General features: G+C 39.5%; 20 protein-coding genes and 1 tRNA gene. 20 read left to right on the top strand and 1 reads right to left on the bottom strand.

Going from position 1 to position 23,291, the window contains the following annotated elements; translation table 11 throughout:
• The first annotated feature begins 460 nt into the window (after window positions 1–460).
• From mnmG to N0O92_RS21845, 7 genes are all read left to right on the top strand, one after another.
• On the top strand, window positions 461–2,347 hold the full coding sequence (mnmG, locus tag N0O92_RS21875; protein WP_315616960.1) for a tRNA uridine-5-carboxymethylaminomethyl(34) synthesis enzyme MnmG: 1,887 nt from the start codon (window positions 461–463) through the stop codon (window positions 2,345–2,347).
• 17 nt (window positions 2,348–2,364) lie between these two features.
• Window positions 2,365–3,078 (top strand): 16S rRNA (guanine(527)-N(7))-methyltransferase RsmG, encoded by a 714-nt coding sequence (rsmG, locus tag N0O92_RS21870; protein ID WP_315616958.1) that lies wholly within the window; start codon window positions 2,365–2,367, stop codon window positions 3,076–3,078.
• A gap of 435 nt (window positions 3,079–3,513) precedes the next feature.
• Window positions 3,514–4,380 carry a nucleoid occlusion protein gene (gene noc, locus N0O92_RS21865; RefSeq protein WP_315616955.1) on the top strand — a complete coding sequence of 289 codons (867 nt, stop codon included), beginning with the start codon at window positions 3,514–3,516 and terminating at the stop codon, window positions 4,378–4,380.
• A gap of 158 nt (window positions 4,381–4,538) precedes the next feature.
• A complete protein-coding gene (locus N0O92_RS21860) occupies window positions 4,539–5,312 on the top strand; it encodes a ParA family protein (protein ID WP_315616953.1) in 774 nt (257 codons plus the stop codon).
• Window positions 5,293–6,147, top strand: coding sequence for a ParB/RepB/Spo0J family partition protein (locus tag N0O92_RS21855; protein WP_315616951.1), 855 nt, complete (start codon window positions 5,293–5,295; stop codon window positions 6,145–6,147). The genes N0O92_RS21860 and N0O92_RS21855 overlap by 20 nt, the downstream gene beginning before the upstream one ends.
• Before the next feature lie 163 nt (window positions 6,148–6,310).
• Window positions 6,311–7,462, top strand: coding sequence for an aminotransferase class V-fold PLP-dependent enzyme (locus N0O92_RS21850; RefSeq protein WP_315616949.1), 1,152 nt, complete (start codon window positions 6,311–6,313; stop codon window positions 7,460–7,462).
• A gap of 17 nt (window positions 7,463–7,479) precedes the next feature.
• Window positions 7,480–8,199 carry a DUF554 domain-containing protein gene (locus tag N0O92_RS21845; protein WP_315616947.1) on the top strand — a complete coding sequence of 240 codons (720 nt, stop codon included), beginning with the start codon at window positions 7,480–7,482 and terminating at the stop codon, window positions 8,197–8,199.
• A gap of 84 nt (window positions 8,200–8,283) precedes the next feature.
• Here N0O92_RS21845 and yyaC read toward each other — a convergent pair whose 3' ends face one another.
• On the bottom strand, window positions 8,284–8,940 hold the full coding sequence (yyaC, locus tag N0O92_RS21840) for a spore protease YyaC (protein WP_315616945.1): 657 nt from the start codon (window positions 8,938–8,940) through the stop codon (window positions 8,284–8,286).
• A gap of 138 nt (window positions 8,941–9,078) precedes the next feature.
• Between yyaC and N0O92_RS21835 the strand changes: the two genes are divergently transcribed.
• The 13 genes from N0O92_RS21835 to N0O92_RS21775 all read left to right on the top strand — a co-directional run bounded on the left by N0O92_RS21835 (window position 9,079) and on the right by N0O92_RS21775 (window position 23,284).
• Window positions 9,079–10,095, top strand: coding sequence for a YkvI family membrane protein (locus N0O92_RS21835; protein WP_315616943.1), 1,017 nt, complete (start codon window positions 9,079–9,081; stop codon window positions 10,093–10,095).
• A gap of 146 nt (window positions 10,096–10,241) precedes the next feature.
• Window positions 10,242–12,263 (top strand): methyl-accepting chemotaxis protein, encoded by a 2,022-nt coding sequence (locus N0O92_RS21830; RefSeq protein ID WP_315616941.1) that lies wholly within the window; start codon window positions 10,242–10,244, stop codon window positions 12,261–12,263.
• Window positions 12,264–12,336: 73 nt separating this feature from the next.
• Window positions 12,337–12,531, top strand: coding sequence for a DUF951 domain-containing protein (locus N0O92_RS21825; RefSeq protein WP_315616939.1), 195 nt, complete (start codon window positions 12,337–12,339; stop codon window positions 12,529–12,531).
• A 196-nt stretch (window positions 12,532–12,727) separates the two neighbouring features.
• Window positions 12,728–13,828, top strand: coding sequence for a redox-regulated ATPase YchF (gene ychF, locus N0O92_RS21820; protein WP_315616937.1), 1,101 nt, complete (start codon window positions 12,728–12,730; stop codon window positions 13,826–13,828).
• A gap of 894 nt (window positions 13,829–14,722) precedes the next feature.
• On the top strand, window positions 14,723–15,010 hold the full coding sequence (rpsF, locus tag N0O92_RS21815; protein WP_034745542.1) for a 30S ribosomal protein S6: 288 nt from the start codon (window positions 14,723–14,725) through the stop codon (window positions 15,008–15,010).
• 27 nt (window positions 15,011–15,037) lie between these two features.
• Window positions 15,038–15,547, top strand: coding sequence for a single-stranded DNA-binding protein (gene ssb / locus N0O92_RS21810; protein WP_315616935.1), 510 nt, complete (start codon window positions 15,038–15,040; stop codon window positions 15,545–15,547).
• A gap of 69 nt (window positions 15,548–15,616) precedes the next feature.
• Window positions 15,617–15,850 (top strand): 30S ribosomal protein S18, encoded by a 234-nt coding sequence (gene rpsR / locus N0O92_RS21805; RefSeq protein WP_034745548.1) that lies wholly within the window; start codon window positions 15,617–15,619, stop codon window positions 15,848–15,850.
• Window positions 15,851–16,038: 188 nt separating this feature from the next.
• On the top strand, window positions 16,039–16,974 hold the full coding sequence (locus tag N0O92_RS21800; protein WP_315616932.1) for a YybS family protein: 936 nt from the start codon (window positions 16,039–16,041) through the stop codon (window positions 16,972–16,974).
• Between the two features lie 11 nt (window positions 16,975–16,985).
• Window positions 16,986–18,950, top strand: coding sequence for a DHH family phosphoesterase (locus tag N0O92_RS21795; RefSeq protein ID WP_315616930.1), 1,965 nt, complete (start codon window positions 16,986–16,988; stop codon window positions 18,948–18,950).
• A gap of 1 nt (window position 18,951) precedes the next feature.
• Window positions 18,952–19,398: a 50S ribosomal protein L9 gene (gene rplI, locus N0O92_RS21790; RefSeq protein ID WP_315616929.1), complete on the top strand. Its 447-nt coding sequence runs from the start codon at window positions 18,952–18,954 to the stop codon at window positions 19,396–19,398.
• Window positions 19,399–19,485: 87 nt separating this feature from the next.
• Window positions 19,486–20,850, top strand: coding sequence for a replicative DNA helicase (gene dnaB, locus N0O92_RS21785; protein ID WP_315616927.1), 1,365 nt, complete (start codon window positions 19,486–19,488; stop codon window positions 20,848–20,850).
• A 274-nt stretch (window positions 20,851–21,124) separates the two neighbouring features.
• Window positions 21,125–22,411 (top strand): adenylosuccinate synthase, encoded by a 1,287-nt coding sequence (locus tag N0O92_RS21780; protein WP_315616925.1) that lies wholly within the window; start codon window positions 21,125–21,127, stop codon window positions 22,409–22,411.
• Between the two features lie 797 nt (window positions 22,412–23,208).
• Window positions 23,209–23,284 (top strand) — tRNA-Lys (locus N0O92_RS21775).
• Window positions 23,285–23,291: the final 7 nt, after the last annotated feature.

Genomic DNA, 23,291 nt, shown 5'->3' with positions numbered 1-23,291 from the left:
AGCGAAGCCGGCGTAATCTTTTAAGCCTGTTTGAGCGAACTTCTCAAACAGGCGCACGACGAGCGCAGCCACTGCACACCATGTTCGCACTAATAAGGAGGAAAGGGCGAACTTCCCTTTTTCTTATAAAGCGAAGCAGTGAGCGAAGCCGGCGTAATCTTTTAAGCCTGTTTGAGCGAACTTCTCAAACAGGCGCACGACGAGCGCAGCCACTGCACACCATGTTCGCACTAATAAGGAGGAAAGGGCGAACTTCCCTTTTTCTTATCATGCGAAGCAGTGAGCGGAGCCGTCGTAATCTTTTAAGCCTGTTTGAGCGAACTTCTCAAACAGGCGCACGCCGAGCGCAGCCACTGCACGTCAAGTTCGCACTCACTAAGGCGGAAGGGCGAACTTAAAACGTAGCTACCCGTATTTAAACTTACTTAAAAATAAATTCTCTCACAAGGAGGTTAGAATCATGAATTATCAAGGTGAACAATTTGATGTCATTGTTGTTGGTGCTGGTCATGCAGGAGTAGAAGCAGGCCTTGCAGCAGCAAGAATGGGAGCCAAAACGTTAATGTTAACTTTAAACTTAGATGCCGTCGCCTATATGCCTTGTAACCCTTCCGTTGGAGGTCCAGCAAAAGGAATTGTTGTTCGAGAAATTGATGCATTAGGCGGAGAAATGGGTCGAAATATTGATAAAACACATATTCAAATGCGTATGCTTAACACGGGGAAAGGCCCTGCAGTGCGTGCATTGCGAGCTCAAGCAGATAAATACCTTTATCAACATGAGATGAAAAAAACCATTGAAGAAAATGAAAATCTATTATTACGCCAAGGGATGGTAGAGCGTCTTATTATTGAAGATGGTGTCTGCACAGGGGTTATTACAAATACGGGTGCAGAGTATTCAGCAAAAGCTGTCGTGATTACAACAGGCACGTACTTAAGAGGGAAAATTATTATTGGGGATTTATCATATGAAAGTGGTCCAAATAATATGCAGCCATCTGTACAGTTGTCGTACCATTTAAAAGAACTAGGGTTTGATATGGTCCGGTTTAAAACGGGAACACCTCCTCGTGTCAATGGAAGTACCATTGATTATGACCAAACGGAAATTCAACCAGGTGATGATCAACCACGTGCTTTTTCTTATGAAACAACCAAATACATCACGGATCAACTGCCGTGTTGGTTAACGTATACTAGTGAACATACACATGACATTATTAACAAAAACTTGAGTCGATCACCTATGTATTCAGGAATGATTGAAGGAACAGGTCCACGTTACTGTCCATCAATTGAAGATAAAATTGTTCGTTTTAATGATAAGCCAAGACATCAGATTTTCCTTGAACCAGAAGGAAGAAATACATCTGAAGTGTACGTGCAAGGGTTATCTACAAGCTTACCGGAAGATGTACAGTTGGAAATTTTAAAAACCGTACCTGGTCTTCAAAATGTGAGAATGATGCGTCCGGGTTATGCGATTGAATATGATGCAATGGTTCCAACACAATTATGGCCAACTCTTGAGACAAAGAAAGTCCCTGGTTTATTTACAGCTGGGCAAATTAATGGAACATCAGGTTATGAAGAGGCTGCAGGCCAAGGGATTATGGCTGGAATTAACGCTGCTAGGAAAGCACAAGGAAAAGAAGGGATTATTCTTGATCGTTCTGAAGCGTATATAGGTGTATTAATTGATGATCTCGTAACAAAAGGAACAAATGAACCTTATCGCTTACTTACATCACGTGCAGAGTATCGTTTGCTTCTGCGCCATGATAATGCAGACTTACGATTAACAGAAAAAGGCCATGAAATTGGGTTGATTTCACAAGAGCGTTATGAACGTTTCTTAAAGAAAAAAGAACAAATTGCAGAAGAGAAGAAACGCCTAGAAGGCATTATCGTGAAGCCTTCTCAAGAAGTAAAAGAAGTATTAGAAGAAGTGGGCTCAACTCCTATGCAAGAAGCAACTAGAGCAACGATGCTCTTAAAAAGACCTGAATTAACGTATAGAGATGTAGCAAAAGTAATAGAAGCACCACCTGAAGCGTTATCTGAAGATGTAACAGAGCAAGTTGAAATTCAAGTGAAATATGAAGGATATATCGGAAAGCAGCTTCAGCAAGTAGAGCGTTCAAAGAAGATGGAAAACAAAAAAATTCCTGAAGACCTTGATTACTCTGCTATTCATGGATTAGCTTCTGAAGCGAGACAGAAATTAGCTCAAGTACGTCCGCTCTCGGTAGGGCAGGCATCGAGGGTATCTGGTGTAAATCCAGCTGACATTTCAATTCTTCTTGTTTACCTTGAGCAAGGAAGATTAGCGAAAACCCAATAAGTAAATGGAGAGTCTACATGAGTAAAAAACAATTTAGTTCGTTACTGCAAGAAAAAGGCATCCAGCTTTCAGATAAACAAAATCAGCAATTTCAACTATATTATGAGTTGTTAGTTGAGTGGAATGAAAAAATGAATCTGACAGCAATAACAGAAGAAGATGATGTGTATTTGAAGCATTTTTATGATTCAATAGCAGCAAGCTTTTATTATGAGTTTAAAGATGGACAAAAGATCATTGATGTTGGTGCAGGGGCTGGGTTTCCTAGTATTCCTTTGAAAATCATTTATCCAAACATTCACGTTAGCATCGTTGATTCTTTAAAAAAACGCATTGGCTTTTTAGAGCATTTGGCTAAAGAACTTGGACTAGAAAAGGTTGCTTTTTACCATGATCGAGCTGAAACGTTTGGACAAAATCCACAACACCGAGAACAATATGACGTTGCGACTGCACGTGCAGTTGCAAGGCTTTCAGTTCTTTCTGAGCTTTGTTTGCCATTAGTAAAAGAACAAGGGGACTTTATTGCATTAAAGGGTGCAGGGGCTTCTGATGAGCGTAAAGACGCCGACAAAGCGATCAAGTTGTTAGGCGGAAAAGTGAAAGCTGATAACTCTTTCTTATTGCCAATAGAAGAGAGTGAGCGCCACATTATTCAGATGACTAAGGTGAAAACAACACCTAAGAAATTTCCTAGAAAACCTGGAACGCCAAATAAAATGCCATTATAATAGATGTTTCACGTGAAACATAGAAAGTTGAAGTCTTTCTCAATCTTCCGCAAGATGTTTTTATAAGGCTATTTTCGTAAAGATTGTTGATGAAAAGAAACATTTTTCTCATCGTAAAATGAAGCCGAAATCACTCGACTTCCGCGGGAAGAAGAGGTAACGTCAAGACCCCACAGGCGTAGCCGTGGAAGTTTGACACCTCCCCGTGGAATACGAGTGGTATGAGGGTTTAGTCAGCCTCAATTTCATTGCGTGAAAGTCTAGTAAAATAGGAATCTAGCATTCGTTCTAAGTTGATCTTCTAGTTTTTGAACAGAAAATTCACTTGACGCTGTACCGTACGCGGGATATAAATGAGTTAAGAAAAAAGAAGGACTAAAGCAATAGATGTCGAATTTAATTTAGACGGTTACTATCAGAAGGTGGTGTCAGGCGATGAGGCAACCGTTTTCACGCCTTTTTGGCTTTAGTGACAAGCAGGCAGAGGTTGAAGTAAGTGGAAACGAAGAAGTTATTGAAGAAAGCAACAATGAAGAGGTTAGGGAAATAAAGATTTCAGATATAGTTCCAAATCGTTTTCAGCCACGTACTGTTTTTGACGAAGAACGAATCGCAGAGTTGGCGCAGACGATCCGCACTCATGGAGTCATTCAACCCATTGTTGTAAGGGAACGAGATGGTAAGTTCGAAATTATTGCAGGGGAACGCAGATGGCGTGCCGTTACGAAACTTGGATGGGAAACCATTCCTGCACTCGTAAAGGATTTTAATGATTCGCAGACTGCATCGGTTGCCTTAATTGAGAATCTTCAAAGAGAAGGGTTAACCGCTATTGAAGAAGCGATTGCTTATGCAAAATTAATTGAATTGCATGGTTTGACGCAAGAAAGTTTAGCGCAGCGCCTTGGCAAAGGACAATCAACCGTTGCGAATAAGCTACGCTTGTTGAATCTACCAGAAGCAGTTCAAAACGCTATACTAGAACGTCATATATCTGAACGGCATGCACGTGCATTGCTTTCATTAAAAAATGAAGAGTTACAAGTGAAATTACTAGAAGAAATATTAGAGAAACAATTAAACGTTAAGCAAACGGAAGAACGAGTCAAGGTGCTTCTTGAAGGACAACCGAACCAAAAGAAGAAACCGACACGCAAATCGTATTCAAAAGATATGCGTATTGCGATGAATACGATTCGACAATCTGTTGACATGGTTGTAAAAAGCGGAATGCATGTTGATACGAACGAAGAAGAGAATGATGATTTCTATCAATTTACAATTAGAATACCAAAGAAATAATCGATGATTTTGATGAGGCTACAGAAAAAGGCAGAAGCAACCTTTTTTCTGTAGCCTCTGTTGTGTTAGGTGAATTTTTGTTATTTTTCTAAAAAGAATGTACGAAAATTGTGTTAAAATAAAAGAGTTCGAGTTATGGATGGAAAGTAGGTGACAGCGTGGCCAAAATCATTGCTGTAGCAAATCAAAAGGGCGGCGTCGGTAAGACAACGACGGCTGTCAATTTAAGTGCTTGTTTAGCACATATAGGGAAGAGAGTATTGCTTGTTGACATTGACCCACAAGGCAATGCAACGAGTGGTGTAGGTGTTGAAAAAGGTGATGTCGATGAGTGTGTCTATGACATTCTCGTTGAAGATGTTGAAGCGGTCGATGTAATCAGGTCAACATCTGTGGAACGCTTAGATGTTTTACCTTCTACCATTCAATTGTCAGGCGCGGAAATTGAACTTGTACCAACGATTTCCCGAGAAGTACGTTTAAAACGAGCGCTTTCTACTGTAGCAACAAACTATGATTATATCTTTATTGATTGTCCGCCTTCTCTTGGCTTATTAACCATTAATGCTTTAACCGCATCAGATTCTGTCTTAATTCCAGTGCAGTGTGAATATTACGCTCTTGAAGGATTGAGTCAGCTATTAAATACAGTTCGTCTTGTTCAAAAACATTTAAATACAGAACTTGAAATTGAAGGGGTTTTGTTAACGATGTTAGATGCAAGAACGAACCTTGGTATACAGGTCATTGAGGAAGTGAAGAAGTATTTCCGTGAGAAGGTATTTGATACCATCATTCCAAGAAATGTTCGCTTAGGGGAAGCGCCGAGTCACGGGCAACCGATTATAACGTACGATGCGAAATCACGTGGAGCAGAAGTATATGTAGATCTTGCAAAGGAAGTGGTAGCGAGTGGCGAAAGGGTTAGGTAAAAAAGGATTACAAGTGTTTTTTCCTGAACAAAACGATGAGACTCAAGGTAAAGTCGAGCAAGTTCCTGTTTCGCAGTTACGTTCAAATCCTTATCAACCTCGTAAAACTTTTACAGAAGAAGCTATTTCAGAATTGGCTGATTCGATTGAGCAACATGGAATCTTGCAACCGATTATTGCGAGAAAAAGCATAAAAGGTTATGAAATTGTTGTAGGTGAAAGGCGATTTCGTGCAGCACAGAAAGCTGGGTTAAAAGAAGTTCCTGTTGTTGTGAAAGAGTTAGATGAGCAAAAGATGATGGAGCTTGCTTTAATTGAGAATCTTCAACGAGAAGATCTAAATCCGATTGAGGAAGCTGTTGCTTATGAAAAATTAATGGAACATTTGTCGATGACTCAAGAGCAACTGGCTGTTCGTGTAGGAAAAAGTCGCCCGCATATAGCAAATCATTTGCGACTGTTAAATCTTCCTAAACTTGTTCAAGAGTTTATTTCCGATGGGAAATTGTCTATGGGTCATGGACGAGCATTATTAGGATTAAAAGATAAACAGAAGCTGTCTGTGCTTCTTGAAAAAATACTAAAAGAAAAGTTGAGTGTTCGAGAGGTTGAGGAACTGGTCAATCAACTTAATGAACGAGTACCAAAAGAAACGAAACGAAAGAAAGTAACGTTGTCTCCTTTCTTGAAGGAAAGACAAGATGTGCTTCGAACTCGTTTAGGAACATCGGTTTCTATTAAACCAGGAAAGAAAAAAGGGAAAATAGAAATTGATTATTTTTCGGAAGACGATCTAGAGCGCATTATTCAGCTTCTTGATTCTGAGAATTCTTAATAAGGTAGATTAAGAAGGGAACTTACAATCGTTCCTCCTAGTACCTAGACAAAATGGTGGTTATTTTCCACTTCTTGTATTAAGGTAGGAGATGACGATTCAAGGGACCTTCTTTTTCTATGAACAACGTGCGTAAAGTAACAAATGAAAGGACTAAAGACGGATGATATATTTTGATCATGCTGCGTCATCTTATCCGAAGCCTAAAGAAGTAGCTGATGCGATGTATGAAGCAGTTACAAGTTATAGTGCGAATCCTGGTCGCGGTGGTCATAAGCTTGCTGAAAAGGCAAAAGATGTGATTGAAGAAACGCGAAAGAAAGTAGCGAATGTATTTGGTGCACCAGGTAAGAAACATGTGTGGTTTTACCAGAATGCAACGATGGCTTTGAATCAAGCTATTGCTGGATTTCCTTTTCAAGAAGGAGATCATGTTGTTACTACGATGTTTGAGCACAATTCCATTATTCGCCCATTAGAAAAGCTCGTAAAGGATAAAAAAATTACTGTTACCTATATTGAACCAAATGAGGAAGGGTTAATTGAAGCTGAAGAATGGAAGAAAGCTGTAACAGACAAAACCAAGATGTTTGCCATAACTCATGCCTCTAATGTGACGGGAGCTCTAGTTAACATTTTATCTATTTCAAATATAGCTAAAGAGCACGAAATTGTCGTCTTAGTAGATGCTTCTCAAACCGCTGGTACCATTGATATAAAAATGGACAGAGACGGGATTGATCTGCTCGCATTTGCTGGACATAAATCGTTATTGGGTCCTCAAGGAACAGGAGTATTAATCTCAAAAGGAGACTATCACCTAACTCCTCTTGTTGTGGGGGGGACAGGTAGTCAATCCGAACTTCTTTCTCAACCGGCTAGTTGGCCTAATCGTTATGAGGCTGGGACGTTGAATACACCAGGAATTGCTGGGTTATCGGCGGGCATCGATGCCGTACTTGATTTAGGAATAGAAAACATCTGGGAACATGAGCAAACGCTTATGAAACTCCTCTTAGATGGACTAACAACACTATCTAATGTCAATGTATACGGTCCTTCTGACTTGTCAAAGCGAGTCGCTGTCGTTCCGTTTGAAATAACAGGGGTATCAAGTCAGGAAGTGGCTATGATTTTAGATAAGCATTACCAAATTGCAGTTCGTGCGGGGATGCATTGTGCCCCGAAAACACATCAGATGTTACAAACGACGGACTCAGGACTCATCCGTGTAAGTTTTGGACCATATAACAGAGTAGAGGAAGTAGAGACGCTTTTAAAAGCGATAGAGGAAATAACAGAAGCATTTATGTAGACGAGGAGAAGAGTAGAATGGTATTAACAGGGACACTTGTAAATGGGCTTGCCATCGTGGTAGCCGCTATTGTAGGGTTATTAGTACGAAATATTCCTGAAAAAATGAAAACAACAACGATGCAAGGAATTGCGTTAGCTGTTGTTGTACTAGGAATTGGAATGGCTCTCAAAAGTGAACAATTTTTAATTGTCATTGGAAGTTTAGTCATTGGTGGAGTTATCGGGGAAAAGATTGATATAGAAGAACGATTAAATCGTGTTGGAGCTTGGATCGAAACGAAAGTGGGATCAAAAGAAGATGGAGCGGTAGCAAAAGCGTTTGTTACAGCAACATTGATTTACGTTGTTGGAGCAATGGCTATTCTTGGAGCATTGGCTATTCTTGGAGCATTAGATAGTGGCCTGAGAGGAGACCACTCTGTTCTGTACACGAAATCGATGCTAGATGGATTTTCAGCACTTATTTTTACATCCACTTTAGGAATTGGAGTCATTTTTTCTGCGATTCCTGTTATTTTGTATCAAGGTGGCATTGCGTTACTCGCTACACAAATTGATCAATTTGTTCCAACTGCCTTAATGGACGCATTTATTGTTGAAATGACTGCAACAGGTGGAGTGATGATTATTGCCATTGGATTAAATATATTAGGGATTTTACAAATACGAGTGGCGAATTTATTGCCTAGCATTTTAGTTGTCGCTCTATTAGTTTCTGGTATACATTATTTGTAATAACTCATTCACACGATCCTATATAAATAACAAAGTATGCGAGAACATCCAAATAATCAAAGAAAACGCCTATGAGACGGAAGTCTACATAGGCGTTTCGTTTTTTGAACGTAAAATCATAGAAGGTTTTAATCGCAATGTTTGTAATAAAGAAGCGGAAGTAGCTTGTTTTTCTGGTAGAATCTGATCGGTTTGTATAATCGTTTCCGCCATTCTTTCTGCCATTTGCATGACGGTATGCAGGCGAGTGTTTTGTAAAACAAAATATTCCATCATCCCACCAATGTTCACAATGCCTGTCATATGAATGTCGCCAATTGAAGGGAGTTTCTTTTGGACAGCAGCACCTGGTTGAACAGGCCCTTCTGCTAATGATATTTTGCCAACACTGTTCATTCGACCAAGGCACGCATCAATCGCTAAAATAAAAGGTCGATGATGATTATCTTTGATTTCAGCTAGGCGATCTTCTAGATTTACAGCATGAACGGGTTTTTCTAACGTCCCGTAAACATGGAAGCGTTTCAAGTTGGCTGCTTCTAGTTTCGAACCGATTAGTGGACCAAGAGAATCTCCTGTAGATCGGTCTGTCCCAATACATACGATAACAAGATCACGTTTATTATGAACCTCTGTAAAACTGTATAACTGTTCAGATAATTGGGTGACAGCTGTCTCCTCTTCCATATGAACTCGCAGAGATGAACTTTTTTTTCCGAACAGACGATGGTTTGTACTCATAACATCGCCTCCTTTGCCATAGTAGTAACAGTATACGGAACTTTTTTCCTTTCTATACATAAGAGTTCACATTACATGCAAAGAGGTAAGTCAAAAACACCTCTACGACGAAATAGACGAGGCGAGGAGAGGATTGGCATGTGGGGAAATGGCTTAAAGTGGATGTTTCTTATTATTGGAACGATGATTGGAGCAGGATATGCCTCTGGAAGAGAGCTTTGGGAATTTTTTGGTGCTGAAAGTGGACTAGCAATTATTTTATTTGCGATTTTGTTTATCGTTTCAGTAAAAGTGATTATGAATATTAGTTATCATCATAAGTCTGAGCATTACTTACCTGTGTTAAATGTATTAATGGGAAAACGCTTGTCTCATATGTACGATGTAATGATTATTATTTATTTGTTTTCAACAACGGTTATCATGCTAGCAGGAGGTGGTGCCACCTTAGAAGTGATCCATATCCCTTACTGGTTAGGAACATTAATTATTGGCGGATTGGTTGTTGTCTTATTTTTGTGGGATACAAAAGGAATGACATCGATGAATGCATTTATCATTCCGATCCTTATTGTTTTTTTAATTGCCATTTTGGTTGCATTCCAGTATTTAAAAGGGTTTCCTATTGAATTTAGCATTAATGCACAACATAATTGGCCATCGGCTTTAACGTTTACGGCTCTCAATATTTTGCCATTAGTTGCTGTAATCGGTGCGATTGGTCATGAAATTAAACATAAAGGCGAAATATGGATTGCTTCAATTGGAAGTGGGGTCATTTTAGGATCTATCTCGTTTCTTTATAACGAATCCTTGTTACAAGTGGCAGGAGACATTATGTTATATGAAATCCCGCTCTTTGCCATCCTTAAGCATTATCCTTACTTTATGATGCTCATTATGTCAGCTTTGCTATGGTTAGCCATCTATACGACAGCTGCAGCTGGAGTATTTGGATTGTTATCAAGGTTACGAGCGTGGATTAAAGGTCCAGCCTGGTTGATTGCTTTATTATTAATTGCCATCATGGCACCACTAACGACATTCGGGTTTTCAACTTTGATTTCGGTTCTTTACCCGTTATATGGCATCTTAAACTTGTTTGTTTTAGCATCGATTTTGCTGTACCCGATTATGCATCATAGAGCATTATGATAGGTTATTGGGTAAGTATCTTAGTGCTTTACGAGTTCAGTCATAATTTGAATATTCAAATAATAGTAAAAAAGTCCCTGTCCTATCGTAATTCTGATATACTATTTTTTTAGTTATCAGAAAATTGGAAAGGGAGTAAAAATAGGATGTTTAAAAAGATTCAAACAAAAATTATGACACTTATTACCGTCATGCTCATTGTTGCTATTTTTGCAGTTGGGATTATTGCCTATCTACAAACAAAGAATGTAATTGAAAATAGCACAAGGGCAGAGGCGAGTAATGTTGCTTATGAGATTACAAGATATACAAATCAATATTTTGAAGCTTTCTCTAATCAATTAACCCTTTTTAGCAAGGATGAAAGAATTATAAATTACTTACTAGAGGTCAATGGAGACGCTAATTTGGAAGCTACATCAACTCTTGGACAATCCATCTCTAATCAATTCACTAACTATGGTCAGTTAAATGAAAGTATTGAATTGGTTTATATAGGTGGTGAAGGGAAAACAATGGATGTGACTCCGTCTGTCGACTTGCCAGATGGATTTGATCCAACCAGTAGACCTTGGTATATAGAAGCAAAAGAAAACCCAGAGGAGGTCATTTGGACAGATCCTTATGTGACTCAAGATGGAAGTGGCGACATTGTCATAACGGGGGCAAAAGCCATTTTGGATCCAGTTTCAAACCAGCTTCTCGGTGTTATTGGGTTTGATCTTTCTTTAGACGCCTTAACAGCCATTATCAATCAAGTTGAAGTCAATTATGGAGGATTTACGGCTCTTTTTGATGCAAATGGTACGGCGCTTGTTCATCCTACTCATACCGGAGAAGATCTTTCTGGAAATGAAACCATTGGGCAGATGTTATCTGGTGATAATAGTGGATTTATTGAATATCATTTTGAAGGATTCGACCGTTTTATGTTTTATGATACAATTTCACAACTAGGCTGGAAGGTTAATGTTGTCTATATTTATGACGAAATGCTTGGGGAATTAGTGGATTTAAGAAATAAGATCGTTCTTCTTTCTACTGTATTATTACTTCTTTCACTAGTCGGAGCTTATGTAGTCTCTCGAAATATTGCTAACCCGATTAAACAGTTGAAGACTCATGTTAGTAAAGTAGCAGCGGGTGACTTAACGGTTAAATCGGCATCAGCTTCTCGTGATGAAGTAGGACAATTAACAATAGATTTTAATGATATGGTTCAACAAATGAAAGGCTTAATTCAATCGGTTCAACGTTCAGCTAACGAAGTAAATGAATCTGCAGAAAGTTTAAGTGCCATTTCTGAAAAAACGATTGCTTCGAGTCAGGAAGTGGCTTTGGCCGTCGATGATATCGCTAGAGGTTCAACTAAACAAGTAGACGATGTTGAGGAAACGAAGAATCGAACGGTTGTTTTATCTGACCAAATTGAAAAAGTAACGAAAGAAACGTTCCATATTGAGAAAGTATCAAGTGGTACAAAAAAAATCAGCGAAAATGGAACGATGCAAGTAGATCAGTTACAAGTGAAAACATCTGAAGCAAATGAGGTCCTTCATAATGTTGAAGAAGTGGTAACTGGATTATATGGAAAAATAGCAGAAATTGAACTCGTCATTGAAACCATTAATGGAATTTCAGAGCAAACAAACTTACTTGCATTAAATGCGAGTATAGAAGCGGCAAGAGCAGGTGAGCATGGCAAAGGATTTGCTGTTGTTGCGCAAGAAGTACGGAAGTTAGCAGAACAATCCTCAAAAGCTACCGTTGGAGTAAGTGAAACGATTAGTGCAATTATTACACAATCAGAAAAAGTAAAATCTGAACTTACAAAAACGAAGGAGATTTTCAGTTTACAAACAGTAGCTGTTGATGATACTCAAGCTGCGTTTAATCAAATTGTCTCTTCTGTTGAGGAGATTGTTTCTTCTTTATCTATGATTCGGATGGAAGTAGAGACGATGTCTTCCCATAAAGATATGGTCATTGATAGCATTCAAAACATTGCGGCTGTTGCAGAAGAGGCCTCTGCCTCGGTCGAAGAAGTGAATGCATCAAGTGATCAACAAGTTGATGCATTATCACAAATCGCAAGTTCAGCAGAACAACTAAATGAATCTAGTTCACAATTACTTGAACGTATTCAGCAATTTAAAGTAGAAGAATAGTCGCGATTCTCGACTCGGGTGACATCTTTCGTGTATAATACTCTCCATATAAAGTTTTAAGGAGGCATCTTGTATGGTAAATAAAGAGTTTGCACTCCATGATGTTGTTGAAATGAAGAAGCAGCACCCTTGTGGGGAAAATCGGTGGAAGATTATCCGAATGGGGATGGATGTCCGTATTAAATGCCTCGGTTGTGAACATAGTGTGATGATTCCTCGTAAAGAATTTGCGAAAAAACTAAAAAAAGTAGTTGAACAAGGATCGTAATACAAGGCAATGTAGGTTGAATGCTACCTAGATTGCCTTGTCTTTTTATTGTCTAAAAACTATAATTGGAATGCAATGATCTAAGAGTTTCTCTATATTTGTTTAAAGTAAACAAACGGAAAGCAAGTAGACCTTTCTTTCTGAAACAGCCCATTGGAGAAAAATGTTTTATTAATAGAAAAAGGAAGTGAGTATTTTGGCTTTAACAACTGGAATTGTCGGTTTGCCAAATGTCGGGAAGTCGACTCTATTTAATGCTATCACACAAGCTGGTGCAGAATCAGCGAATTACCCATTCTGTACAATTGATCCTAATGTAGGAATTGTTGAAGTTCCGGATTACCGCTTACAAAAACTAACAGAGCTAGTCGAACCGAAAAAAACAATTCCAACAGCATTTGAATTTACAGATATTGCTGGAATTGTAGAGGGAGCAAGCAAAGGGGAAGGGTTAGGAAATAAGTTCCTTTCACATATTCGTCAAGTTGATGCGATCTCTCATGTCGTTCGTTGTTTTGCCGATGATAACATTACACACGTTTCTGGTGGAGTAAACCCAATTCGTGACATTGAAGTTATTAATCTTGAGTTAATTTTGGCCGATTTGGAGTCAATTGAAAAACGAATTACTCGCGTGGCAAAATTAGCAAAAGCAAAAGACAAAGAGGCAGTAGCCGAATTAGAAGTGTTAGAACTTTTACGTGACGCATTTGAAAACGAAAAACCAGCACGTAGCGTTGAGTTTACTGAGGAACAACAAAAAATCGTCAAGCAACTTCACCTTTTGACGAGCAAACCAGTGCTTTATGTAGCCAATGTCAGTGAAGAAGATTTGCTTTCACCTGAAGATAATGACTTTGTGAAACAAGTGAAAGAATTTGCCAGTGCAGAAGGCAGCCAAGTTATTCTTGTTTGTGCAAAAATTGAATCAGAAATTGCCGAGTTAGAAGGCGAAGAAAAGGAAATGTTTCTTGAAGAATTAGGAATCAAGGAATCTGGACTTGATCAACTAATTCGTGCAGCTTACGATTTACTAGGACTTCAAACATATTTCACAGCAGGTGTTCAGGAAGTACGAGCATGGACATTTAGAAAAGGCACAAAAGCCCCACAAGCAGCTGGTATCATTCATACGGACTTCGAAAGAGGATTCATCCGTGCCGAAGTGGTCTCTTATGATGACTTAATCGATGCCGGTTCTATGGCTGTTGCGAAAGAAAGAGGAAAAGTTCGTCTAGAAGGAAAAGAATACATTGTCCAAGACGGAGATGTAGTGCATTTCAGGTTTAATGTATAAGAGTAGAAAAAGGCCCAGTTTGTGGCCTTTTTTTTGTTCTATTAGGAGTGAGTTGGGGGAGTCAAAGAGCTAGTATGATTCCTGAAATGGTGAAGAGGGGTGGAGTTCGGGAATCAAAGGGTCAGTATGATTCCTGAAATTGAGCAGAGAGATGAGTTCGGGAAACGAAGAGCGAGTATGATTCCTGAAACGGAGTAGAGAGGTGAGTTCGGGAAACGAAGAGCGAGTATGATTCCTGAAACGGAGTAGAGAGGTGAGTTCGGGAAAAGAAGAGCGAGTATGATTCCTGAAACGGAGTAGAGAGGTGAGTTCGGGAAACGAAGAGCGAGTATGATTCCTGAAAATGAGTAGAGAGGTGAGTTCGGGAAACGAAGAGCGAGTATGATTCCTGAAAATGAGTAGAGGGGTGAGTTCGGGAAACGAAGAGCGAGTATGATTCCTGAAACGGAGTAGAGGAGTGAGTTCGGGAAACAAAGAGCGAGTATGATTCCCGAAACGGAGTAGAGAGGTGATTTCGGGAAACAAAGAGCGAGTATGATTCCCGAAACGGAGTAGAGAGGTGAGTTCGGGAAACGAAGAGCGAGTATGATTCCCGAAACGGAGTAGAGGGGTGAGTTTGGGAAACGAAGAGCGAGTATGATTCCTGAAACTGAGCAGAGAGGTGAGTTCAGGAATCAAAGGACCTTCACTTGCAACACTTACAAAACTCGTCGCTACTAGTTTCGACTGTATCAAACATTTTTTGTGACAAAATGTAACATCCATTTAAAAACAACTTGCAGTGGGAAATTCAGTCTGTTATAATCTACTAATGCGAGTGCAATGACTCAATTGTTTGAGTTGATGCTCCTTGCTCCGATATGGAGCCGCTAGACCAAAAGGAGGTGGACCGGAATGCGTAAGTACGAAATTATGTACATCATCGCTCCAAACCTAGAAGAAGCAGCTACTAAAGAAGTTATTGAGCGTTTTAACAACGTTTTAACTACAAATGGTGCTGAAGTTGAACAGGTTAAAGAGATGGGTAAGCGTCGTTTAGCATATGAAATCAACGATTTTCGTGAAGGTTTCTACGTATTGTTAAATGTACAAGCTAACTCAGAAGCGATTGCAGAATTCAACCGTCTTATTAAGATCAACGATAACGTTATTCGTGTTCTTATTACAAAAGACGAAGAATAATTTAAAGATGAAGTGGGAGGGGTTCGAATGCTGAACCGAGTCGTACTAGTGGGGCGTTTAACACGCGACCCAGAACTACGGTATACACCAAATGGAGTAGCAGTTGCTAACTTTACATTGGCAGTAAATCGTCCATTTTCTAATCAACAAGGTGAGCGCGAAGCAGATTTTATCAACTGTGTCATTTGGCGCAAACAAGCAGAAAATGTTGCTAACTATTTGAAAAAAGGTAGTTTAGCAGGTGTAGATGGCCGAATCCAAACACGTAGCTATGACAACAATGAAGGAAAACGTGTTTTCATCACAGAAGTTATGGCAGAAAGTGTTCAATTCCTTGAGCCGCGTGGAGCTAGTTCTAACTCTAATCAAGGACAAGGAAATGATTACTATGGTGGTGGATCAGGTCCTAGTGGGAATGACTTTGGTAGGCAGCAGCAGAACAATAATCAAAACCGTTCATCTGGTGGATTTAATGATGATCCATTTGCAAATGACGGGAAGCCGATTGATATATCGGATGACGATTTGCCGTTCTAACGTCCTCTCTTACTATTGGTAGAACTATAATAGGTATGATAAATAATAATTTGAAAGGAGTGCTGTGTAATGGCTCGTCGTGGTCGTCCAAAGCGTCGTAAAGTTTGTTTCTTCACTGTAAACAAAATTACAAAAATCGATTACAAAGATACAGATCTTCTAAAACGTTTCATTTCTGAGCGTGGTAAAATCTTACCTCGTCGTGTAACTGGAACTTCAGCGAAGTATCAACGTCAATTAACGATTGCAATCAAGCGTTCTCGTCAAATCGCTTTATTGCCTTATGTTAACGATGTAAACTAATTAGCTTAAAAAGCATGACAGATTAAGACTCTGTCATGCTTTTTTTCTTGAAAAAGAGCTGATTTCTCATAAGGGAACACCTGAGGGGAGACGGCGCTTTAATTTTAAGAATAAGTACGATAAAATAGATCAAGGACAACCGTTTTTTTATAAGTGGATGTTTTTAGCTTTGAAGACGAGGTGTGTGTATGAAAAACACAAGAACGTTAACAGAAGGTGCATTACTTGCCTCTGTATTTGCAATACTTTTAGCAATCACTACGTATGTTCCGCTTTTGGGAATGATTACGGCCTGGGCTTTGCCGCTGCCATTTGTCATTTATACGTATCGCAGAGGATTAAGACCTGGGATTATGCTTTGGGTTGTATCATTTTTTCTAGCTTTTGTTATAGGTGGCTTAGTCACGGTTCCTTCTGCCTTTATATTCGGAAGTGGGGGGATTGTGGTCGGTGAGCTTTACCGTCGTAAGTTGTCGGGATTTGGTGTATTAATTGGTGCTGGTTTGGTTTATACAGCTAATATGCTCCTGGCTTTTTTAGGTCTTATTCTCGTTTTTGGGGAAAATCCTATGCAACTGGCAGCCGAGTTAATGAGAGAGCAAATCGATGCAGCACAGTCGACACTAGGAGGGTTTGCTCAAAATCCGGAACAACTTGAACAGATGTATGAAGTGATTCATACTCTTGTTTACTTGGCACCTGTTATGATTGTAGGAGTTGGGGTTACTCTTGCTCTGTTAACAAAGGTTCTTAGTTACTATTTATTAAAACGATTGGGTCATGAGGTTCATTCGTTACCTCCTTTTCGAGAGTGGAGGTTCCCAAGATCTTTTCTTTGGTATTATTTGATCGTGATGATTCTTGCGATGGTTGGTGCTGAAGAAGGAACCATGATGTTTTTAATTATTTGGAATTTATTCCCATTGCTTGAAGTAATTATTGCTGTACAAGGATTTGCGGTTATCTTTTATTATTTTTATAAGAAAAAGGTTACGGCCGTTGTTCCCATTATTATTCTTGTGGCAGGGGTTTTGCTTCCACCGTTACTATATATCATTCGAATTATTGGAATTATTGACTTAGGCTTTGATTTACGAAAGCGTATTTCTGGCCAGGAAAAATAGGAGCTGACAATATGCCAAAGTTTTTACTGAAACGGTGGCACGGCTACCATATGGTAACTCTTTTCGTCGCTGCATTTATATTTATCAGTTTGTTAACTTGGTATCAATGGCAAATTGGGATTATAGGTTTTTTAGTTCTTGGTGCCATTGGTATTTATGCCGTGCAAGCGAGAATCTATTTTGAACGTGATTTAGAAGAGTATATCCTCACTCTTTCCTATCGCGTTTCAAAAGCAGGTGAAGATGCAGTTACAAAGATGCCTTTAGGGATTTTGCTTTATAATGAAGAGAGGAAAATTCAATGGGCAAACCCCTATGTTTCTTCCGTCATCTCGAGTGATGTAGTTGGGAAGCAACTTGATGAAGTAAGTGATGCTCTTCAAGAGTTACTTGAAGAAGAAATTAAAGAAGATACGATTAAGTTGGGTGAATTGATTTTCCATGTATCAATTGAACCCGATGAACGTCTCATTTATTTTCTAGATGTAACTGAACGGGAGGAAATGAAGGAGCGCTTTGAGGAAACTCAAACGGTTGTAGCGTTTATTTTTCTCGATAATTATGATGAGGTTACGCAAGCAATGGAAGATCAAGTTCGAAGTCGCTTAATGAGTCAAGTGACCGTAACTCTGAACAACTGGGCAAATGATAATCAAATCTTTTTACGTCGAACGGCATCCGATCGGTTTATAGCTGTCATGAATGTGAAGGCATTAACCGCTATAGAAAAAAATAGATTTGATATTCTTGATCAAATTCGTGAGCTGACTGGAAAAGAGAAAGTGCCTATTACGTTAAGTATTGGAGTCGGAACGGGGGAAGAATCGTTACGAGAATTAGGATTGTTAGCTCAATCTAGTTTAGACTTAGCATTGGGACGTGGCGGAGACCAAGTGGCCATTAAGAGAAAGAACGGAAAAGTAACGTTTTACGGCGGTAAGTCAAATGCTCTTGAAAAACGAACAAGAGTGAGGGCTCGAGTCATTTCTCATGCGTTGCGTGACTTCGTTTTAGAAAGTGAACAAGTATTTATTATGGGTCATAAAAACCCGGATATGGATGCAATTGGAGCAGCTATAGGTGTACAAAAGATTGCTGATGTGAACGAGACAGAAGGATTTATTATCCTTGACCACAATGACATTAACCATGATGTTCAAAAGCTTATGGAGGAAGTCGGCGATCATGATGATTTATGGTCAAAGTTTATTACTCCAGCTGAGGCATTAGAACAAGTAACACCAGATACTTTGTTAATTGTCGTTGACACGCATAAGCCATCACTTGTTATGGAGCCAGCTTTGCTTGATAAAGTGGAACGAATCATTGTTCTTGACCACCATCGCCGTGGTGAGGAATTTATCGCAGATCCTGTCCTTGTGTATATGGAGCCGTATGCTTCCTCGACAGCAGAGTTGGTCACGGAGCTTTTAGAATATCAACCAAAAAAATTACGCATGGACCGCTTAGAAGCGACAGCCTTGTTAGCGGGGATTATTGTCGATACGAAAAGTTTTGCTGTTCGTACCGGCGCTAGGACATTTGACGCTGCATCATTTTTGCGTTCAAATGGGGCTGACACCGCTCTTGTGCAAACTTTACTAAAAGAAGACTTAGAACATTATATAAAACGTTCGAAACTAGTAGAAAGTGCCGAATATTACCGAAAAGGGCTTGCGATTGCAACGGCTGGTGAAGAAGAAACATATAGCCAGATTATTATTGCTCAAGCAGCAGATACACTTTTAAACATGAGAGATATTGTCGCTTCTTTTGTCATCTCCAAACGAAAAGATGGCGTCATTAGCATTAGTGCTCGTTCTTTAGGAGATGTGAATGTTCAGCTGATTATGGAACGACTGGATGGTGGGGGTCATTTATCAAATGCAGCCACTCAACTAGAAAATGTTACTATTGGAGAGGCAAAAGAGCAGTTGCAACAAGCGATTGATGATTACTTAGAAGGGGGAAAATAAGATGAAAGTTATCTTTTTAGCAGATGTTAAAGGAAAAGGGAAAAAAGGAGAAACAAAAAACGTATCAGAAGGATACGCACGAAACTACTTACTCCCGAATCAACTTGCAGTAGAAGCTACACAAGGAAACTTAAAAAACCTTGAAGCTCAAAAGAAAAGTCAACAGAAAAAAGCAGATGAAGAGCTTGAAGAAGCGAAAGCATATAAAGAAGAGCTTGAAGCATTAACGATTGAAATTAAAGCGAAGTCTGGCGAGGGTGGCCGTTTGTTTGGTGCAATTTCGACAAAACAAATTGCTGAAACATTAAAGAAAATGAAAAAGAAAGTGGACAAGCGTAAAATTATGCTAGACGATCCGATTCGTGCTCTAGGATATACAAATGTTCCGATTAAAATTCATCCAGAAGTAATTGCTACGGTGAAAGTGCATGTTGTAGAAGAGAAATAAGAGAAGTAGTTTGAGGGTGTTCCGAATCATTTTGGACACCCTCTAAGCTATGAGAAATACTAGTCAATATGTGAGAGGAGAGAGAGCATGAGTGACTTGTTTGCAGATCGTACACCACCACAGAATATTGAAGCCGAGCAAGCAGTCTTAGGTGCTATTTTCTTAGCGGATGAAGCATTAGTGACAGCTTCGGAACGTTTATTGCCTGATGATTTTTACCGTGCTTCTCATCAGCGAGTGTATCAAGTGATGCTTGACTTGGCAGAAAAAGGAGAACCAGTTGATTTAGTTACCGTTACTTCTGAACTGCAGAATCATAAATGGCTTGAAGAAATAGGTGGAGTCGCGTATTTAAGTGATTTAGCTAATGCAGTTCCAACAGCTGCCAATGTTGATTATTATAGTAGAATTGTCGAAGAAAAATCGGTTTTACGCAGGTTAATTAAAGTGGCGACCAATATCGCTGCAGATGGATATGCAAGTGAAGAAGAAGTCGATACGATCTTAACGGAAGCGGAAAAAACCATTTTAGATGTATCGCAACGAAAAAATACGAGTGCGTTCATTTCGATTAAGGACGTGTTAATTGAGACGTACGACAAAATTGAAGAATTGCAAAATCAAACGGGTGAGATAACAGGAATTCCAACAGGGTTCGTGGAACTCGACCGGATGACAGCAGGATTTCAGCGCAATGATTTAATTATTGTTGCTGCTCGTCCGTCGGTTGGTAAAACCGCATTTGCTCTTAACATTTCTCAAAATGTCGCAACAAGAGCTGGCGAGAATGTCGCTATCTTCAGTTTGGAGATGGGTGCGAGTCAGCTTGTGCAACGTATGCTTTGTGCGGAGGGCAATATTGATGCACAACGAATGAGAACAGGAGCACTGAACTCTGAAGATTGGCAGAAGCTTACGATGGCGATGGGAAGCCTAGCAAAAGCAGGAATTTACATTGATGATACTCCTGGGGTCAAAGTTAACGATATTCGCGCAAAATGCCGGAGGCTGAAGCAGGAGCATGGTCTTGGGATGATCATGATCGATTACTTGCAATTGATCCAAGGAAACGGAAAATCAGGAGAGAACCGTCAACAAGAAGTATCAGAAATCTCTCGTACACTAAAACAAATTGCGCGTGAGCTTGAAGTACCAGTTATTGCTCTTTCGCAGCTTTCCCGTGGAGTTGAATCGCGTCAAGATAAACGACCAATGATGTCAGATATTCGTGAATCGGGAAGTATCGAGCAAGATGCCGATATTGTTGCCTTTTTGTATCGTGATGATTACTATGACAAGGAAACAGAAAATCAAAACATTATTGAAATTATTATTGCGAAGCAACGTAACGGCCCAGTTGGAACGGTCGAACTTGCCTTTGTAAAGGAATATAATAAGTTCGTAAACTTAGAAAGACGACATGATGAAAGCAATATGCCTCCAGGAGCCTAATAATTGAAAGTGCTAATCTAAAAGATTGGTGCTTTTTCTTTTTGATGGACTGTTATTATTTCTTTAAGGAAGTCATTTTGTCGTTAATAATAATAGGGCAAACCGTTTACATGTTTTGTAATGTTTAACCAAGGCGAACAAATAAATAAAAACTTATTTTGAACGTTCGTGTTTCGCATTGACGCATGTTTTCTGAGTTGGTATACTTATGATTGGCTTTGGAAATAGTTAAAATAATTAAGTAGATACAGTAGTGAAGGTGGAGGTGCATCACATGTCATCAGTTGTTGTTGTAGGTACACAGTGGGGCGACGAAGGAAAAGGAAAGATTACAGATTATCTTTCAGAGAAAGCGGAAGTGGTTGCTCGTTACCAAGGTGGTAATAACGCAGGACATACGATTGTTTTCGGTGGAACGAAATACAAACTTCATTTAATTCCATCAGGGATTTTTTATAAAGATAAAAGTTGTGTAATTGGAAATGGTATGGTAATTGATCCGAAAGCACTTGTAGAAGAGTTAGCTTATTTACATGAGCGTAATGTCGATACAAGCAATTTACGCATTAGTAACCGTGCTCACGTTATTCTTCCATATCATCTTAAGCTTGATATCGTTGAAGAAGAACGCAAAGGTGCAAATAAAATTGGTACAACGAAAAAAGGCATTGGTCCTGCTTACATGGACAAGGCTGCTCGTATTGGAATTCGTATTGCTGATTTGCTTGATAAAGAAGTGTTTGAAGAGAAATTAGTTCGTAATTTAGAAGAGAAAAATAGAATGTTTGAAAAGTACTATGAAGTAGAAGGTTTTACGAAAGAAGAAATCTTAGAAGAGTACTTTGAATATGGTCAACAAGTTGCTCAATACGTTTGTGACACATCTGTTGTTTTAAATGATGCTCTAGATGAAGGTCGTCGCGTGTTATTTGAAGGTGCACAAGGGGTTATGCTTGATATTGACCAAGGTACATACCCATTTGTTACATCATCTAACCCAATTGCGGGTGGAGTAACAATTGGTTCTGGTGTAGGGCCATCAAAAATTAATCATGTTGTAGGTGTTTCTAAAGCATACACAACACGTGTTGGTGATGGACCTTTCCCAACTGAATTACATGATGAAATTGGTGACACAATTCGTGAAGTAGGTAATGAGTATGGTACAACTACAGGTCGTCCACGCCGTGTAGGTTGGTTTGATAGTGTGGTTGTCCGTCACGCTCGTCGTGTAAGTGGAATCACGGATCTATCATTGAACTCTATCGATGTATTAACGGGCATCAAAACGCTTAAAATTTGTACAGCTTATAAATACCGTGGTGAAGTAATTGAAGAGTTCCCTGCAAGCTTGAAAGTCCTTGCAGAGTGTGAGCCTGTATACGAAGAGCTTCCAGGTTGGGAAGAAGACATTACAGGAGTGAAAACACTAAATGAACTTCCAGCAAACGCTCGCCACTACATCGAGCGCGTATCACAATTAACAGGAATCCCATTAACCGTCTTCTCAGTAGGACCAGACCGTAACCAAACAAACATGGTACGAGGAGTCTTTGCATAGGTTTTTAATAAAAAGGGCGAACTTCCCTTTTTATTAAAAACCGAAGCGGTGTGTGGAGTCGCTGCCATGTTTTAAGCCTTTTATGAGTGGGTTTCTCATAAAAGGCGCGCAGCGAACGGAGCCACCGCAACCATGTTCGCACTGTTTAAGGCAAAAGGGCGAACTTCCCTTTTTATTAAAAACCGAAGCGGTGTGTGGAGTCGCTGCCATGTTTTAAGCCTTTTATGAGTGGGTTTCTCATAAAAGGCGCGCAGCGAACGGAGCCACCGCAACCATGTTCGCACTGTTTAAGGCAAAAGGGCGAACTTCCCTTTTTATTAAAAACCGAAGCGGTGTGTGGAGTCGCTGCCATGTTTTAAGCCTTTTATGAGTGGGTTTCTTATAAAAGGCGCGCAGCGAACGGAGCCACCGCAACCATGTTCGCACTGTTTAAGGCAAAAGGGCGAACTTCCCTTTATTGAATCAACGAATGCAATAGCAAATTGCATTCGTTGATTTATCCTAATAAGCTGTCAGAAGCTTCAACAGAAAAAAATAAAACTTTTTTTCAAAAACACTTGCACATAAAAAAATGCTATGGTATTATAAATCTTGTCGCTGAGAGATAAGACAAGCGATAACAACAGTAACACAGCAAGAGCCATTAGCTCAGTTACGAGCTATGCTACTTGATTTGCTACGAGTTGTTCCGACACATCCTACTTCAAAGCATTACTAGAAGAGGAAAGAACAGGTAAGGCTACGAAGCAATTCATCGTCCGAAACGACATGAATAAACTTCTTTGAAATAACAGCAAGAGCCATTAGCTCAGTTGGTAGAGCATCTGACTTTTAATCAGAGGGTCGAAGGTTCGAGTCCTTCATGGCTCACCACTTTTAT

Origin of the sequence: Alkalihalobacillus sp. MEB130 (assembly GCF_032335535.1) — a bacterium.
In the GTDB taxonomy this organism is placed as follows: Bacteria; Bacillota; Bacilli; order Bacillales; family Bacillaceae_D; genus Halalkalibacter.
The sequence above is the reverse complement of the archived record's forward strand: the minus strand, read 5'-3'. Positions and strand labels throughout refer to the sequence as shown.

Coding starts and splice junctions, on each gene's coding strand:
- mnmG (WP_315616960.1), top strand. CDS start 461: ATGAATTATCAAGGTGAACAATTTGATGTCATTGTTGTTGGTGCTGGT.
- rsmG (WP_315616958.1), top strand. CDS start 2,365: ATGAGTAAAAAACAATTTAGTTCGTTACTGCAAGAAAAAGGCATCCAG.
- noc (WP_315616955.1), top strand. CDS start 3,514: ATGAGGCAACCGTTTTCACGCCTTTTTGGCTTTAGTGACAAGCAGGCA.
- N0O92_RS21850 (WP_315616949.1), top strand. CDS start 6,311: ATGATATATTTTGATCATGCTGCGTCATCTTATCCGAAGCCTAAAGAA.
- N0O92_RS21845 (WP_315616947.1), top strand. CDS start 7,480: ATGGTATTAACAGGGACACTTGTAAATGGGCTTGCCATCGTGGTAGCC.
- yyaC (WP_315616945.1), bottom strand. CDS start 8,940: ATGAGTACAAACCATCGTCTGTTCGGAAAAAAAAGTTCATCTCTGCGA.
- N0O92_RS21835 (WP_315616943.1), top strand. CDS start 9,079: ATGTGGGGAAATGGCTTAAAGTGGATGTTTCTTATTATTGGAACGATG.
- N0O92_RS21830 (WP_315616941.1), top strand. CDS start 10,242: ATGTTTAAAAAGATTCAAACAAAAATTATGACACTTATTACCGTCATG.
- N0O92_RS21825 (WP_315616939.1), top strand. CDS start 12,337: ATGGTAAATAAAGAGTTTGCACTCCATGATGTTGTTGAAATGAAGAAG.
- rpsF (WP_034745542.1), top strand. CDS start 14,723: ATGCGTAAGTACGAAATTATGTACATCATCGCTCCAAACCTAGAAGAA.
- ssb (WP_315616935.1), top strand. CDS start 15,038: ATGCTGAACCGAGTCGTACTAGTGGGGCGTTTAACACGCGACCCAGAA.
- rpsR (WP_034745548.1), top strand. CDS start 15,617: ATGGCTCGTCGTGGTCGTCCAAAGCGTCGTAAAGTTTGTTTCTTCACT.
- N0O92_RS21800 (WP_315616932.1), top strand. CDS start 16,039: ATGAAAAACACAAGAACGTTAACAGAAGGTGCATTACTTGCCTCTGTA.
- N0O92_RS21795 (WP_315616930.1), top strand. CDS start 16,986: ATGCCAAAGTTTTTACTGAAACGGTGGCACGGCTACCATATGGTAACT.
- rplI (WP_315616929.1), top strand. CDS start 18,952: ATGAAAGTTATCTTTTTAGCAGATGTTAAAGGAAAAGGGAAAAAAGGA.
- dnaB (WP_315616927.1), top strand. CDS start 19,486: ATGAGTGACTTGTTTGCAGATCGTACACCACCACAGAATATTGAAGCC.
- N0O92_RS21780 (WP_315616925.1), top strand. CDS start 21,125: ATGTCATCAGTTGTTGTTGTAGGTACACAGTGGGGCGACGAAGGAAAA.